The sequence below is a fragment of the Microbaculum marinisediminis genome, assembly GCF_025397915.1.
GTDB lineage: Bacteria > Pseudomonadota > Alphaproteobacteria > Rhizobiales > Tepidamorphaceae > Microbaculum > Microbaculum marinisediminis.
The window spans coordinates 365,311-379,452 of the sequence record NZ_JALIDZ010000003.1 but is presented as its reverse complement, the minus strand read 5'-3'; the positions used below and the strand labels follow the sequence as shown (position 1 = coordinate 379,452).

At 66.4% G+C, this 14,142-nt stretch carries 13 protein-coding genes and 1 riboswitch; of the genes, 7 read left to right on the top strand and 6 right to left on the bottom strand.

What is annotated here, in order from left to right:
* Positions 1 to 5: 5 nt before the first annotated feature.
* Positions 6 to 704, bottom strand: a complete 699-nt coding sequence (ctrA, locus tag MUB46_RS07880; protein ID WP_261615339.1) for a response regulator transcription factor CtrA — start codon at positions 702 to 704, stop codon at positions 6 to 8.
* 385 nt (positions 705 to 1,089) lie between these two features.
* On the opposite strand from ctrA, the gene fliI reads away from it, so the two are divergent.
* On the top strand, positions 1,090 to 2,451 hold the full coding sequence (fliI, locus tag MUB46_RS07875) for a flagellar protein export ATPase FliI (protein WP_261615338.1): 1,362 nt from the start codon (positions 1,090 to 1,092) through the stop codon (positions 2,449 to 2,451).
* Positions 2,438 to 2,851, top strand: a complete 414-nt coding sequence (gene fliJ / locus MUB46_RS07870) for a flagellar export protein FliJ (protein WP_261615337.1) — start codon at positions 2,438 to 2,440, stop codon at positions 2,849 to 2,851. The genes fliI and fliJ overlap by 14 nt, the downstream gene beginning before the upstream one ends.
* A gap of 19 nt (positions 2,852 to 2,870) precedes the next feature.
* On the opposite strand, the gene MUB46_RS07865 is transcribed toward fliJ, so the two are convergent.
* Positions 2,871 to 3,629 carry a sulfotransferase-like domain-containing protein gene (locus MUB46_RS07865; RefSeq protein WP_261615336.1) on the bottom strand — a complete coding sequence of 253 codons (759 nt, stop codon included), beginning with the start codon at positions 3,627 to 3,629 and terminating at the stop codon, positions 2,871 to 2,873.
* Between the two features lie 132 nt (positions 3,630 to 3,761).
* Here MUB46_RS07865 and MUB46_RS07860 point away from each other — a divergent pair, with 132 nt between their 5' ends.
* Positions 3,762 to 4,331, top strand: coding sequence for a peroxiredoxin-like family protein (locus MUB46_RS07860; protein WP_261615335.1), 570 nt, complete (start codon positions 3,762 to 3,764; stop codon positions 4,329 to 4,331).
* Between the two features lie 24 nt (positions 4,332 to 4,355).
* Here the strand turns inward: MUB46_RS07860 and MUB46_RS07855 are convergent, their stop codons facing one another.
* The 4 genes from MUB46_RS07855 to MUB46_RS07840 all read right to left on the bottom strand — a co-directional run bounded on the left by MUB46_RS07855 (position 4,356) and on the right by MUB46_RS07840 (position 8,864).
* Entirely contained in the window at positions 4,356 to 5,786 is a 1,431-nt protein-coding gene (locus MUB46_RS07855) for a homospermidine synthase (protein ID WP_261615334.1), read from the bottom strand.
* 53 nt (positions 5,787 to 5,839) lie between these two features.
* A complete protein-coding gene (locus MUB46_RS07850) occupies positions 5,840 to 6,397 on the bottom strand; it encodes a GNAT family N-acetyltransferase (protein ID WP_261615333.1) in 558 nt (185 codons plus the stop codon).
* A 10-nt stretch (positions 6,398 to 6,407) separates the two neighbouring features.
* Entirely contained in the window at positions 6,408 to 7,541 is a 1,134-nt protein-coding gene (locus tag MUB46_RS07845; protein ID WP_261615332.1) for a type III PLP-dependent enzyme, read from the bottom strand.
* 390 nt (positions 7,542 to 7,931) lie between these two features.
* On the bottom strand, positions 7,932 to 8,864 hold the full coding sequence (locus tag MUB46_RS07840) for a DMT family transporter (RefSeq protein ID WP_261615331.1): 933 nt from the start codon (positions 8,862 to 8,864) through the stop codon (positions 7,932 to 7,934).
* A gap of 154 nt (positions 8,865 to 9,018) precedes the next feature.
* On the opposite strand from MUB46_RS07840, the gene MUB46_RS07835 reads away from it, so the two are divergent.
* From MUB46_RS07835 to MUB46_RS07820, 4 genes are all read left to right on the top strand, one after another.
* Positions 9,019 to 10,311, top strand: coding sequence for an adenylosuccinate synthase (locus tag MUB46_RS07835; RefSeq protein WP_261615330.1), 1,293 nt, complete (start codon positions 9,019 to 9,021; stop codon positions 10,309 to 10,311).
* A gap of 34 nt (positions 10,312 to 10,345) precedes the next feature.
* On the top strand, positions 10,346 to 11,890 hold the full coding sequence (locus MUB46_RS07830) for a hypothetical protein (RefSeq protein ID WP_261615329.1): 1,545 nt from the start codon (positions 10,346 to 10,348) through the stop codon (positions 11,888 to 11,890).
* 74 nt (positions 11,891 to 11,964) lie between these two features.
* Positions 11,965 to 12,088, top strand: a riboswitch (TPP riboswitch).
* 104 nt (positions 12,089 to 12,192) lie between these two features.
* The gene (locus MUB46_RS07825) at positions 12,193 to 12,942 is read left to right on the top strand and encodes an ABC transporter permease (RefSeq protein ID WP_261615328.1); all 750 of its coding nucleotides are present in this window, start codon (positions 12,193 to 12,195) and stop codon (positions 12,940 to 12,942) included.
* Between the two features lie 25 nt (positions 12,943 to 12,967).
* Positions 12,968 to 13,906, top strand: a complete 939-nt coding sequence (locus MUB46_RS07820) for an ABC transporter substrate-binding protein (protein WP_261615327.1) — start codon at positions 12,968 to 12,970, stop codon at positions 13,904 to 13,906.
* Positions 13,907 to 14,142 lie beyond the last annotated feature (236 nt).

Below are 14,142 nucleotides of genomic sequence, written 5' to 3'. Positions count from 1 at the left end.
TCCGATCAGGCGGAAATGGCGGCGTCCGTATCCGGATCGCGAAGAACGTAACCGCGGCCCCACACGGTTTCGATGTAGTTCTTGCCGCCCGTGGCCGCCGACAGCTTCTTGCGAAGCTTGCAGATGAACACGTCGATGATCTTCAGTTCCGGCTCGTCCATGCCGCCGTAGAGATGATTGAGGAACATCTCCTTGGTCAGCGTCGTGCCCTTGCGCAGCGAGAGCAGCTCGAGCATCTGGTATTCCTTGCCGGTCAGGTGCACCCGCTGGCCGTTGACCTCCACCGTCTTGGTGTCGAGGTTGACCTTCAGGTCGCCGGTCTCGATGACCGATTCCGCATGGCCCTTGGAGCGGCGGACGATCGCATGAATGCGCGCCACCAGCTCGTCCTTGTGGAACGGTTTGGTGAGATAGTCGTCCGCGCCGAAGCCGAGACCGCGTACCTTGTCCTCGATGCCGGCGAGGCCCGACAGGATCAGGATCGGGGTCTTGACCTTCGACAGCCGAAGCGTCTTGAGCACCTCGTAACCGCTCATGTCGGGCAGGTTCAGGTCAAGCAGAATAATGTCGTAGTCGTAAAGCTTGCCGAGATCGATCCCTTCCTCGCCGAGATCGGTCGTGTAGACGTTGAAGCTCTCCGACTTCAGCATCAGCTCGATGCTTTGCGCCGTCGCGCTATCGTCCTCGATCAGCAGAACTCGCATGCCAATTCCTTTCCGCATGCCTTTCTAGGCTGGTGCCCGCTCGCAATGCGCGGCCGTTAGTTGGGGAGCCATTCTGGATCCCACGAATCGCTACGTTAGGCCCCAATGGTTAACAAAACGTCTTTTCCGTCAACCGAACTTTTAACGATTCGGGGTCCTGATTTGATCCAGTGCATTGAAAATCCGATGAAAATCGCCGCACCCACTCTTAACATTTTAGATTAAGAGAACTCACTAACCGATTCTTACGACTCACCCGCCAAGCCTTCTGCGGGGTCCGCCTTGTTGGTTTACGAGCCCTTAAGAGGTTGTCGGAAATTATTGACGAGAGGCGTAAACGAATCGTTACGCCGCGCCGGTGGAAAACGAAGCTGGGGAAACTGAATTGAAGGCGCTGATCGAGGAGATCGCCTCCCTGCAGACCGCGGAAACCTTCGGGCGCGTGTCGGCGGTGCAGGGCCTGCTGCTTGAGGTTGCCGGGCCGGTACAGGCCATGCGGATCGGCGCGCGCGTCGATATCGCTGACGCTGCGGCAGGCGACATCGGCTGCGAGGTCGTCGGCTTCAAGAACGACCGCGCGATCTGTATGCCATTTCGGCACATCGACGGTGTGCGCATGGGCTGCAAGGCCGTCGTCGCCAGCCAGGACCAGAGCGTGCGCCCGACGCAGGCCTGGCTCGGCAGGGTGCTGAATGCCTTGGGCGAGCCGATCGACGGCAAGGGTCCCCTGCCCCAGGGCGCCGATGCCTTGCCGCTGCGCGCCTCGCCGCCTCCCGCGCAAATGCGATCGCGTGTCGGCGAGCCGATCGATCTGGGCGTTCGCGCCCTGAACACCTTCCTGACCTGCTGCCGCGGCCAGCGCATGGGCATTTTCGCCGGCTCCGGCGTCGGCAAGTCGGTGCTGTTCTCGATGCTCGCGCGCAATACCAGTGCCGACGTCACCATCATCGGCCTGATCGGCGAACGCGGCCGCGAGGTGCAGGAATTCATCGAGGACGACCTCGGTCCCGAGGGCCTGAAGAACGCCATCGTCGTCGTCGCCACGTCCGACGAGACCGCCCTGATGCGGCGTCAGGCGGCATGGCTGACCATGACGCTCGCCGAGTACTTCCGCGACCGGGGCGCCGACGCCCTGTGTCTCATAGATTCACTCACCCGTTTCGCAATGGCACAACGCGAGGTCGGCCTGGCCGGCGGCGAGCCGCCGACGGCGAAGGGATACACGCCGACGGTGTTCTCCGAGCTGCCCCGCCTGCTGGAGCGCGCCGGACCGGGCGTCGGCAAGGGTTCCATCACCGGCCTGTTCACCGTTCTCGTCGAGGGCGACGACCACAACGAGCCGGTTTCGGACGCCGTGCGCGCCATCGTCGACGGTCACGTCGTCATGGAGCGTTCCATCGCCGAACGCGGCCGTTTTCCGGCGATAAGCATTTTGAAATCCGTTTCCCGGACAATGCCCGGGTCGGCCGATCCCGAGTATCGGCCGGTTATCCGAAAGGCCCGGGAATTGATGGCGACCTACTCGGATATGGAAGAGTTGATCCGGCTCGGCGCCTATCGACGCGGCTCCAGCAGGGACGTCGACGAGGCGATCGACCGACACGCGGACTTGGAAGCCTTTCTCGCCCAGGAGAAGGACGAAACGAGTTCGATCCAGGACGGTTATGCGCAACTGGCACGGATCGTGATTGGTAGCGGCGAGGAAGCCCCTCAGGAACGTGGAGCACTGACCGATGAAGTCTCGTGATAGCCTTATCCGCCTAAAGCGGTTCCAGGTTGACGACAAGCGTCGCCAGGTGACCCAGATTGAAACAATGATTGCCGATTTCGAACGGATGGCGGACGAACTCGACCGCCAGATCGTGGAAGAGGAACAGCGGGTCGGCGTTACCGATATTGCGCATTTCGCCTATCCGACCTTCGCCAAGGCCGCCATGCAGCGCCGTGACAACCTCAAGGGGTCCGTCGACGGCCTGAAGGAGCAGCTCGCCAGCGCCCAGAGCCAACTCGCCGAGGCGTTCGAGGAGCTGAAGAAGGTGGAGATGCTCGAAGAGCGCAACGTGGAGCGGGAACGCCAGAGCGAGAACCAGCGCTCGCAGGCCGAGATGGATTCCATCGGCCTGGCCATGCACCTGCGCGCCGGCTGACGTAAGCCCGGACCGGCGATTACCGCCCGTCGGAGACGACCGGGCCGACCTTGAACGCCGACAGCCGCTCGTAGATCGGACGCGCGGCGTCGGCGATCCTTCTCAGAGGATCGGGCAGGTCGATGACGTCCCTGCCCGGCGGCCCGAAGCCGGTGGAGGCATTGACGGCCTCGTACCAGTGGGCGCCCCACACGCCGTCGCTGTCGCGCGGCCCCACAGGCCAGCCAAGCATCGCCTGGCTGAACGGAATGCCGATCGCCGCGCACAACGCCGCCAGCGTCCCCGCCGGGTTGTCCAGCACATCGCGCGCCTCGATGACCGGCGGCGCCGCGCCCAGCGCATCCGCCACGCGGTCGAACAGGTCGCCCTGCTGCATGAAGCCGATGTCTTCGAGCGTCACCGCCTCGCGCTTGCGCACGTAGGATCCAAGGACGTTTTCCGGTCGGCGGATCAGGAAGGCGTTCGTCACCCGATCCATCCAGTCGCGGCCGATCTCCGGGATCATGTGATGGGTCATGTGCTTCTGGTACAAGACCGAAACACTGTCCGGCACCGGGCCGAGCAGGCCGTCGACCACCTTGCGCCAGTCCGTTTCGCCGGCGGCGATCACCGCGTCGCGCATCGGATGGTCGATGCCGGTGAGCGCGAGATAGGCGGCGTAGAACGGTTCGTCGACGACGACGGTATCCGGCCTGTTCTCGAAGGAGCGCATCATCGCCGTCGAGATGTTCCGCGGCCCCGACCACATGGCGATTCTGACCGGCTGCGCGTTCGTCATGCCCCCTCCTCCGGAAAATTTTCGCAGCGAATTGATGTCACATTGGCTTCCCGCGCCATCGCCTGCAACTATATCGACGCGCTATGCCGTCACGCGATGCCGTCCCATGGCGGCGGAAAAGGTCAGGTGCCGATGTCCGAAATCAAGTCCCTGATGCCGCGCCAGCCGGTCCCCGAGCTTACGGTGGATCTCGCCGAGGGCGGCACATGGCGTCTCGCCGACCAGACGCCGAAGACCTTCACGATGATCGTGTTCTACCGCGGCCTGCATTGCCCGATCTGCAGCCGCCAGCTGCGCGAGATCGAGGATCTGCTGGAGGACTTCCAGGAGCGCGGCGTCGAACCGATCGCCATTTCCTCGGACACGCGCGAGGCCGCCGAGAAGACCAAGGACGACTGGATGCTCGACGACCTGACGGTCGGCTACGGGCTGGATTTCGCCACCGCCCGCAAATGGGGCCTCTATATTTCCGAAGGCATTCCCAAGCCGCCGCCGAGCCTGCCGGAACCGGCGCTGTTCACCGAGCCCGGGCTGTTCCTGGTGCGCCCCGACGGCACCCTCTACTTCGCGTCCGTGCAGACCATGCCCTTCGCCCGGCCTTCGATGCAGGCGGTGCTGGCCGGCATCGATTTCGTGCTGGCCAAGGACTACCCCGCCCGCGGCGAGGTAGTGAGTTGGGAAAAGGCGCAGGCGGCGGAATAGGCCCCGCCGCCGGCCATATGGTCGCTACCGGACGATCACGTTCCTGAACTGCCAGGGATCCTCCGCGTCGATGTCCTCGGGGAACAGTGCGCCGCGGTCGACCAACGGGTTCCAGTCCGTGTAGTAGCCCTTGACCGGGCCGAGATAGGGACGCTGGATCTCGAGGCAGCGCCGGTAATCCATCTCGTCGGCCTCGACCACCGCCTCGCGCGGGTTCTCCAGCGCCCAGATCATGCCGGCGAGCACCGCCGACGTCACCTGCAGGCCGGTCGCGTTCTGGTAGGGCGCGAGCCTGCGCGCCTCCTCGATGGAGAGCTGCGAGCCGTACCAGTAGGCATTTTTGGAGTGGCCGTAGAGAAGCACGCCGAGTTCGTCGATGCCGTCGACGATGTCCTTTTCGTCGAGGATCACCCAGTCCGTCTGGGGCTGCCACTGGCGGCCGGCCATCTCGTTCAGCGACAGCACCGCGTCGTTGCAGGGATGGTAGGCGTAATGGCAGGTCGGCCGGTAGACCGCCTCGCCGTCCTCGCGGACCGTGAAGTAATCGGCGATCGTGATCGACTCGTTGTGGGTGATCAGGAATCCATGCTGGGCCTTCGCCGTCGGCGTCCAGCTGCGCACCTTGGTGCCCGCGCCGGGCCGCATCAGGTAGATCGCCGCGCCGGAGCCGTAGTCATGCGTGCGCCCGTCCGGCGGCAGCGCCTTTTCGTGCGTGCCCCAGCCGAGCTCGGCCGGCTGCACGCCCTCGGCGATGAAGCCCTCGACCGACCAGGTGTTCACGAACACCTCGAACGGCCGCGGATCGCGGGCGCGCTGGGTGTCGCGCTCGGCGATGTGGATGCCCTTGACGCCGAGGCGGCGAGCGAGCTTGCCCCACTCCTCCCGGCTCTCCGGATGCTCATAGGCGACACCGAGATCGTCGGCGAGGTTGATCATCGCCTGCTTGACCAGCCACGACACCATGCCCGGATTGGCACCCGAGCAGGAGATCGCCGTGGAGCCGGTCGGCTTGCGCCGCTTCAGCTCGAGGACGGATTCGCGCAGGGCGTAGTTCGAGCGCTGCGAAACGCTGAGGCTCGAATCCGTGTAGTAGCCGAGCCACGGCTCGGCGACCGTATCGACATAGAGGCAGTCGAGCTCCATGCAGAGCTCCATGATCGCCACGCTCGAAACATCGACGGACAGGTTGACGCAGAAGCCCTTGCGGCCGCCGGCGGTCAGCAGCGGTGCCAGCACCTCGCGGTAATTCTCCCGCGTGATCGCCTCCTGCAGGAAGCGCACGCCGTTCTCCTCGGCGATGTGCCGGTGCGCGTCGCTCGGATCGACGATCACCATGTCCGCCCTGTCGAACGCGATGTGCCTCAGGATCAGCGGCAAGGTGCCGGTGCCAATCGAGCCGAAGCCGATCATCACGATCGGCCCATCGAATGTCGCGTGGGTCTTCCAGTCTGCCATTCTCTGTCGAATCCTTCCGTCTCTTGGGCGGTCCGGGCTTTCGTCCCCGGATGTCAGTACGAATAGGCGGCGATCGCCCGGTCCATGTCGGCGAGCGGCGTCGCCCGCGTCGCCGCCACGGGTGTGCCCGTGCCGCGCACGAGCCCCCTCGCCCCGGCGAGCGCGCCCGGCATCAACTCGAGGCCGAGGAAGCGGTCGGGATCGACCGGGCCCGGCAGCGACAGATCGAGCGTCAGGTCGCGACGGAAGTCGAAGCGGCCGTAGTAGGGAGCATCGCCTACAAGGATGACGGCACCGTGGCCGTCGGCATGGGCGCGCTTCAGGCTGGTTTCCACCAGCGCGGCGCCGATGCCCCGGTTGCGCCAGTCCGGATGCACCGCCACCGGCCCGAGCAGGAGCGCGGGAACATTGCCCGCCTCCACGTGCCACAGCCGGATCGTGCCGACGAGCCGCCGACGCTCCATCGCGACGAGCGACAGCCCCTCGGCCGGCCCCTTGCCTTCCCGCAAGCGCTCAGCCGTCTTCGTGTGCCGCCGGGCGCCGAAGGCGTCGTCCAGCAGGGTCTCGATGGCCGGCGCGTCCTCCGGCCTTTCGGAAACGACCGTGATCATCGTTCCCTCCTCAGATCACGTAGGCTTGCAGCGGCGCGAAGCCGTTGAAGGCGACGGACGCATAGGTCGTCGTATAGGCGCCGGTGGCCTCGATGAGGATCTCGTCGCCGATCTCCAGCCCCGTCGGCAGCGGATAGGGCTCGCGCTCGTAGAGCACGTCGGCGGAGTCGCAGGTCGGGCCGGCAAGGATGCAGGGAGCGACCTCGCCGCCGTCGCGCTGCGTGCGGATCGGATAGCGGATCGCCTCGTCCATCGTCTCGGCGAGACCGCCGAACTTGCCGATGTCGAGATACACCCAGCGCACCGGATCCTCGGCGCTCTTGCGCGCGATCAACACGACCTCGGTCTTGATGACGCCGGCGCCGCCGACCATGCCGCGGCCCGGCTCGATGATCGTCTCGGGCAGGCGGTTGCCGAAATGGCGGCTGAGCGCGTCGAAGATCGACTCGCCATAGCTGGCGACCGTCGGCACGTCCCTGAGATAGCGGGTCGGGAAGCCACCGCCGAGATTGACCAGCGTCAGCGTGATGCCGCGTTCGGCAAGCGTCCGGAACACAGTCGCCGCGGTGGCGAGAGCCCGTTCCCAGGCTCCGGTGTCGCGCTGCTGCGAGCCGACATGGAACGAGACGCCGGCGGCGACCACGCCCGAGCGGTGAGCGTGCTCGAGCACCTCGATCGCCATCTCCGGCGCGCAGCCGAACTTGCGGCTGAGCGGCCATTCGGCGCCCTCGCCGTCGGTCAGAACACGGCAGAACACTCGCGAACCGGGCGCGGCGCGGGCGATCTTGTCGACCTCCTCGAAGCTGTCGACGGCGAACAGGCGCACGCCGAGCTCGTAGGCGCGCGCGATGTCGCGCTCCTTCTTGATCGTGTTGCCGTAGGAGATTCGGTCGGCCGCCGCGCCGGCGGCTAGCGCCAGCTCGATCTCGGTGAGCGAGGCGGTGTCGAACGACGAGCCGAGCTCGGCGAGCAAGCTCAGGATCTCCGGAGCCGGATTGGCCTTGACCGCGTAGAAGATGCGGCTGTCCGGCAGCGCCCGGGTGAAGGCGTTGTAGTTCTCGCGCACGACATCGAGGTCGACGACGAGGCAGGGGCCTTCGGGGCGTCGCTCGGCGAGGAATGAGCGAATACGGTCGGTGGTCATCGGGTTTGGCTCCCAATCTCAAAGGTTCAAACCACCGGTGCCCACGCCTTCGGCACCCGCGCTTTGGAGACGCGGAAGCCGTCAGCGTGAACGCCGACTACTGTGCTCCGGATGCGCGAACGCGATCGTCAAACCGATTCCACGTCCGGAACCTGGTTGCCTTTGATTGGATCGGGAGTGCCGAACCGCACGTCGGGCAAGGATGGTGTGCCTCTTCAGTAACCCCGGCTTTTGGAGGAGCCGGCAGAGACCAAAAAAGCCCGCACCGTCGTTGCTTTAAGTCGCCACCCGCAGGAAGTTTCCGGGGGGTAGCCCGGCGACCACAGGCACGTGCGAATATTGGGCGAGCGCGTATGTATGTGCTTCGCCTCTACTGCGCAAATAAAATTTCTATGACGTTTGGCTTTTTCTGTCCCGGGGCGGGGCCGTCGCGAGCGCGACGCCGACCAGAATCGTCGCCATGCCGACCGCATGGAAAAGCCTGAACTGCTCGCCGAGGAACGCCACCGCCATCAGCGCGCCGAAAAGCGGCATCAGATGAAAGAACGGTCCGGCGCGGTTGGCGCCGATCAGTTCCACCCCGCGGTTGAAGAAGGCGTAGGCGATGATCGAGGGGAAGATCACGACATAGAGGCAGGCCGCCACCGTCAGCGCGTCGAACTTCAGCACGTAGCCGGTGGAGATCTCCCAGATGAGCATCGGGCTGAGCAGGATGTCGCCGAACAGGAACGTCACCGCCAGGAAGCTGATCCAGTGAATCGGCGGACGCTTGCGCAGGAGGGCCGAATAAAGGCCGTAGAGCACGACGGCGGCCAGGATCAGGATATCGCCGAAATTGAATTGGATCGAGAGAAGCCGGGAAATATCGCCCTGGCTGATGATGACGACGACGCCGCACAGCGAGACGAAGATGCCGATGGCCTGCCGGATCGTCAGACGCTCGGAGAACAGAACGAAGCTGGCCAGTGCGATGATCAGCGGCTGCGAGGACTGCAACAGCACGCCCGTCAGTGCGCCGGTGTACTGCAGCCCGAAATAAACCATGGTGTTGTAGGACGTGATGCCGGCGAAGGAGAGGAGCAGAATCATCGGCATGTGGCGGCGGATCACCGGCCAGTCGCGTTTCAGGTGTGGCCAGGCGAACGGCAGCAGGATCAGGAAACCGCCGCCCCATCGCACCGACGCCAGGGCGACGGGGGGCACATGCCCGGCCACATAACGCCCGAGGATCACGTTTCCCGCCCAGAAAAGGGTGGTCAGCGTCAGAAGCAGATAGGCCTGGCCGTAAAGCCACTGGCCAATTCGGGCGATATAGGACGGCATATTTACGCTAGGGACGGTTGGAAACCAACTTCGCTACCGGCTATAGGCTTGTCTGTAAAGGTTTCGGCAACGGTCGCGTCGGCACGCGGTTGCCGGTATAGTCTCGCGCCCTCGGCCGAGCCGGCAGGGCGATCGGAAGGGAAATCGGAACGCTATGGCGAATGTTGTGGTCGTCGGCTCGCAGTGGGGCGACGAGGGAAAAGGCAAGGTTGTCGACTGGTTGTCCGAGCGCGCCGACGTCGTCGTGCGCTTCCAGGGCGGGCATAACGCCGGTCACACCCTGGTGGTCGACAACCAGACCTACAAGCTGAGCCTGCTGCCGTCCGGCATCGTCCGGCCGGGCAAGCTGTCGGTGATCGGCAACGGCGTCGTGATCGACCCGTGGGCGCTCGCCGAAGAGATCGGCCGGCTGAACGAGCAGGGCGTCTCGATAACCGCGGACAACCTGCGGATCGCCGACAACGCCACGCTGATCCTGCCGCTGCACCGCGAACTCGACGCGTTTCGCGAGGAGGCCGCCGGCACCGCCCAGATCGGCACCACCAAGCGCGGCATCGGCCCGGCCTACGAGGACAAGGTGGGGCGCCGCGCGATCCGCGTCTGCGATCTCGCCGAATCGGACAGCCTCGCCGACAAGATCGAGCGGCTCCTGGTCCATCACAACGCCTTGCGCCGCGGCCTCGGCCACCCGGAAGTCGACGCGGCCGCGCTCGAGGCGGAGCTGCGCGCGGTTGCGCCGAAGATCCAGCCCTACGCCTGCTCGGTATGGTCCCTGCTCGACGGCGAACGCCGCCGCGGCCGGCGCATCCTCTACGAGGGCGCTCAGGGTACGCTTCTCGACATCGATCACGGCACCTATCCCTATGTGACCTCCTCCAACACCGTCGCCGCGCAGGCGGCGACCGGCTCCGGCACGGGACCTGGCGGGCTCGGATACGTGCTCGGCATCACCAAGGCCTACACGACGCGCGTCGGCGGCGGGCCGTTCCCGACCGAGGATCTGGGCGACGACGGCAACCGGCTGGGCGAGCGCGGCCGCGAATTCGGCACCGTGACGGGGCGCAAGCGCCGCTGCGGCTGGTTCGACGCGGTGTTGGTGCGCCAGGCGATTCGCACCGGCGGCATCGACGGCATCGCCTTGACCAAGCTCGACGTTCTCGACGGTTTCGACGAACTCAAGATCTGCACCGAGTACCGCCTCGACGGGGCACGGACGGACCATCTTCCCGCCTCCCGCGACGCCCAGGCCTCGGTCGAGCCGGTCTACGAAACGTTCGAAGGATGGGCCGAAAGCACCGAAGGCGCGCGGTCCTGGGCCGATCTGCCCGCTCAGGCGGTCAAGTACGTGCGGCGCATCGAGGAACTGATCGGAGCGCCCGTCGCCCTACTGTCGACGAGCCCGCGCCGCGAAGACACTATTCTTGTCCACGATCCGTTTCAGGATTAAGCGTAGATACCACTAGAGTAACACAGCTCAGATCATGGCAGATTTCGTTTCCGTACTCAGGCGCGCCGTCGCTAACCTCGAGAACAACACCGAAGCCGCGCGGCACGCGATATACGACAAGGCACGCGCGGCTCTGCGTGCGCAGCTCGAGGCGATCGACCCGCCGCTCGGGCCGGACGACATCGCCCGCCAGATCGATAGCCTTGACACGGCGGTCGGAGAGCTGGAGACCGAGTTCGCGCCCCAGCCGAAGCCGCTGGAAGCCCACGAGGCGTTCCAGTCCGCCGTGTCCGAATCCGGCACCCTAGGCGGCGCCGCGTCAACGGCGGCCCGCGAGGCACGCGAGACCCTCGACCGCATCGACGGGGACGGCCAGGACGAAGACACCCGTCGTGGTGCCGGCCCGTCCGGCATGGCGCCGCCCGAGAGGCGTGAACCGTCTCTGGGCGCCCCGCCCCCGCCTTCTGCCCCGCGCCGCCCCGCCGGGCAGCCGGAGGCCCCGAAACCTGCAGCGCAGAAACCTGCAACGCCGCCGGCCTCATCCCCGGCAGCCGCCCAGGCACCGGCCCGGGCCCCAGCTCCGGCTCCGGCTCCCACACCAGCTCCTGCTCCAGCCGCAGCGCCGGCTCAGGCCCCCGCACCGGCCCAGGCCGGAGGCCCCGCGCGCCAGCCGGCCGCGGGCCATCAAGCACCGCCGCCGCCAACTTCGGGACGGCAGGCGCCGCCCGCCGCCGACCTCTACGACGAGGACGATGACATCGAGCGCGGCGGCTCCGGACGCTTTGTCGCCTGGGGCATCCTGCTGCTGGTCATCGTCGGCATCGTCGGTGTCGGCTTCTGGCAGCGCGAGGCGCTGACGACCATGATCACCTCGCTGAGCGGTTCGCAGGAGACGACCGACACCGCGGGCAACGGCAAGATCGCCGACCGGGTGCCCGGCCCCGGGGAGCCGGCAACCGAACCCGGCGCTGGTCAGCCGACCGCGGCGCCGCAGGCGCCCGTTCAGCAACCACCGTCGGCCGATGCCGAAGGAGAGCGCGTCGCCCAGGCCCTGCTGATCGAGGAAAGCGCCGGCGGCGTGTCACCGGCAAGCACGCTCGGCGGCTCGGTGGACTGGAAGCTCGTCGACGACACGGAGGCGGTCGGCGGCGCCGAAAAGGTCATCCGCGGCGATGTCAGCGTCCCGGAGCGGGACCTCAAGGTCACCGTCACCGTCCGGCGCAACAAGGACCAGGCGCTGCCGGCAAGCCATCTCATCGAGCTCGTCTTCCAGACCGGCCCCGGCTTCACGCATGACGGCATCGCCTCGATCCCGGGACTGATCATGAAGGCGACGCCGCGCTCCACCGGCCAGCCGCTCGTCGGTGCCGTGGTGCCGGTGATGGACAACTACTTCCTCATCGGCCTGTCGCAGACGGAGATCGACCAGGAACGAAACGTCCAGGAAATCACCGCGCGCGACTTCATCGACATCCCGGTCAGCTACAAGGATGGCGGCCGCGCGGTACTGTCGCTGGCCAAGGGCGAGTCCGGCAAGGCGATATTCCAGGAAGCCTTCTCGACGTGGGGCGCGCAGTAGACCGGACGGTCACTGCGGAAAACGCATTTTCGCGGCGGCGGCTTGCCTTGGCCGCGACTCTGCGCCATGTTCCGTGCTGTTCCGAGGGGTGCTCCGAAAGGAGCTGAGATGGTCCCTCCGCCCGCAAGGGTGGTCCGACCGAACCCTTCGAACCTGATCCGGGTCATACCGGCGAAGGGACTGGAACCTGCTTCCCCTGAGCCCGAATTCCCCGGATCTCCCTGTGTCACGCGAGAGGAGATCCATGATGCGTAAGACCTTTCACCACCCGCCGCCGGCCCCACCCCTGCCGGGCTGATCCGATGACGCGCCTCCTGCGGGCGGTCGTCATTGCCGCGCTGATCCTGGGGGTCTGGCAGGCCTTGGTGACGGCATTCGCCGTACCCGGCTACATCCTGCCGCCGCCGACCCGGATCGCGGCACAGCTGATGGCCCAGCCCGAATTTCTTGCCCGCAACGCGGCGGTGACGGCGATCGAAATCGTGATCGGCCTCATCGTCGGCGCCGGGCTGGGCGTTGCCACCGCGCTCGCCGCCAGCCTGTTCCCGGCCGCCGGACGGGTGCTGCTGCCGGTGATGGTGGCGAGCCAGGCCCTGCCGGTCTTCGCCATCGCGCCGCTGCTCGTCATCTGGCTCGGCTTCGGCCTCGCCTCGAAGATCGTCATGGCGACGCTGATCATATTCTTCCCAGTCGCCTCGGCCTTCCTCGACGGCTTGCGGCGCACCGATCCGGGCCTGCTCGATCTCGCCGCAATCAGCGGCGCCAGCCGTTTCGACACGCTGCGGCTGATCCGCCTGCCCTCCGCCCTGCCCGGCCTTGCCTCCGGCCTGCGCGTCGCCGCCGCCGTCGCCCCGATCGGCGCGGTGGTCGGCGAGTGGGTCGGCGCCTCCGCCGGCCTTGGATTCGTCATGCTGCAGGCCAATGCCCGCATGCAGACCGACATGCTGTTCGCCGCTCTCTTCCTCCTCGGCCTGATGGCGCTCCTCATACGCGCCCTCGTCGATGCGCTCGCCAGGCGCATGGTGCCGTGGATCGCGGAAAGCGAAACCTGATCACACCAACGGAGCCAACAACACTATGCGTTCCCTGCTTTTTGCCCTCACCCTGCTCGCCGGCCTCGCCCCGCTTGGCGCCTCCGCCGCCGACAAGCTCACCGTGCTGCTCGACTGGTTCGTCAATCCCGACCACGCCCCGCTGATCGTCGCCGCGGAGAAGGGCTACTTCGCCGACCAGGGCCTCGACGTCGAGCTGGTGCCGCCGGCCGACCCCAGCGCACCGCCGCGCCTCGTCGCCAGCGGCCAGGCCGACATCGCCGTGTCCTATCAGCCCAACCTGCACATGCAGGTGAAGGAGGGCCTGCCGCTCAGCCGAATCGGCACGCTGGTCGAGACGCCGCTCAATTCGCTGGTCGTGCTGGAAGACGGACCGATCGCCGGCATCGCCGACCTCAAGGACAAGACCGTCGGCTTCTCGGTCGGCGGCTTCGAGGACGCCCTGCTCGGCGCGATGCTGGAGACGGCGGGACTGACGCTCGACGACGTCAAGCTCGTCAACGTCAACTTCTCGCTGTCGCCCTCGCTGTTCGCCGGTCAGGTCGACGCCGTGATCGGCGCCTTCCGCAATTTCGAGCTGAACCAAATGGAGATCGAGGAGCGTCCCGGGCGCGCCTTCTATCCGGAGGAGAACGGCGTCCCGGTCTACGACGAGCTGGTCTTCATCGCCCGCAACGACGCGCTGGACGATGACCGGCTCTCGCGTTTCGTCACGGCGGTCGAGCTGGCGACGATCTGGCTGACCAACCACCCCGAGGAAGGCTGGGACCTATTCGTGGCGAAGCACCCCGAACTGGAGGACGAGCTCAACGAGCGCGCCTGGTTCGACACCCTGCCCCGGTTCGCCAAGCGCCCTGCCGCGCTCGATACCGGCCGTTACGCGCGCTTCGCCGCGTTCATGAAGGACCGCGGCCTGATCGAGGAGATCGTCCCGGTCGAGACCTACGCGGTGGAGCTGAACTGAGATACGGGCCGAGGCCCCGTCGACCGTCATGCCCGGGCCTGGCCCGGGCATGACGCGCACAAACTGTCTTCCCCTCGACGTCGTTGTCGGGCCTGACCCGGACATCTCGGGCGTGTGGCACGGCGCGCCCGCCGCTCCCGGCCGAGCCGACACATCAGCTTGTCCCGAGACAGCCTTCAAATCCGCGGCCCCCCATGTAGAGTAGCGTTTCCCTGATCGTCCCACCTCAAGGAGAA

Coding starts and splice junctions, on each gene's coding strand:
- MUB46_RS07825 (WP_261615328.1), top strand. CDS start 12,193: ATGACGCGCCTCCTGCGGGCGGTCGTCATTGCCGCGCTGATCCTGGGG.
- MUB46_RS07845 (WP_261615332.1), bottom strand. CDS start 7,541: ATGACCACCGACCGTATTCGCTCATTCCTCGCCGAGCGACGCCCCGAA.
- MUB46_RS07840 (WP_261615331.1), bottom strand. CDS start 8,864: ATGCCGTCCTATATCGCCCGAATTGGCCAGTGGCTTTACGGCCAGGCC.
- MUB46_RS07835 (WP_261615330.1), top strand. CDS start 9,019: ATGGCGAATGTTGTGGTCGTCGGCTCGCAGTGGGGCGACGAGGGAAAA.
- MUB46_RS07865 (WP_261615336.1), bottom strand. CDS start 3,629: ATGACGAACGCGCAGCCGGTCAGAATCGCCATGTGGTCGGGGCCGCGG.
- MUB46_RS07855 (WP_261615334.1), bottom strand. CDS start 5,786: ATGGCAGACTGGAAGACCCACGCGACATTCGATGGGCCGATCGTGATG.
- ctrA (WP_261615339.1), bottom strand. CDS start 704: ATGCGAGTTCTGCTGATCGAGGACGATAGCGCGACGGCGCAAAGCATC.
- fliJ (WP_261615337.1), top strand. CDS start 2,438: ATGAAGTCTCGTGATAGCCTTATCCGCCTAAAGCGGTTCCAGGTTGAC.
- MUB46_RS07820 (WP_261615327.1), top strand. CDS start 12,968: ATGCGTTCCCTGCTTTTTGCCCTCACCCTGCTCGCCGGCCTCGCCCCG.
- MUB46_RS07860 (WP_261615335.1), top strand. CDS start 3,762: ATGTCCGAAATCAAGTCCCTGATGCCGCGCCAGCCGGTCCCCGAGCTT.
- MUB46_RS07850 (WP_261615333.1), bottom strand. CDS start 6,397: ATGATCACGGTCGTTTCCGAAAGGCCGGAGGACGCGCCGGCCATCGAG.
- MUB46_RS07830 (WP_261615329.1), top strand. CDS start 10,346: ATGGCAGATTTCGTTTCCGTACTCAGGCGCGCCGTCGCTAACCTCGAG.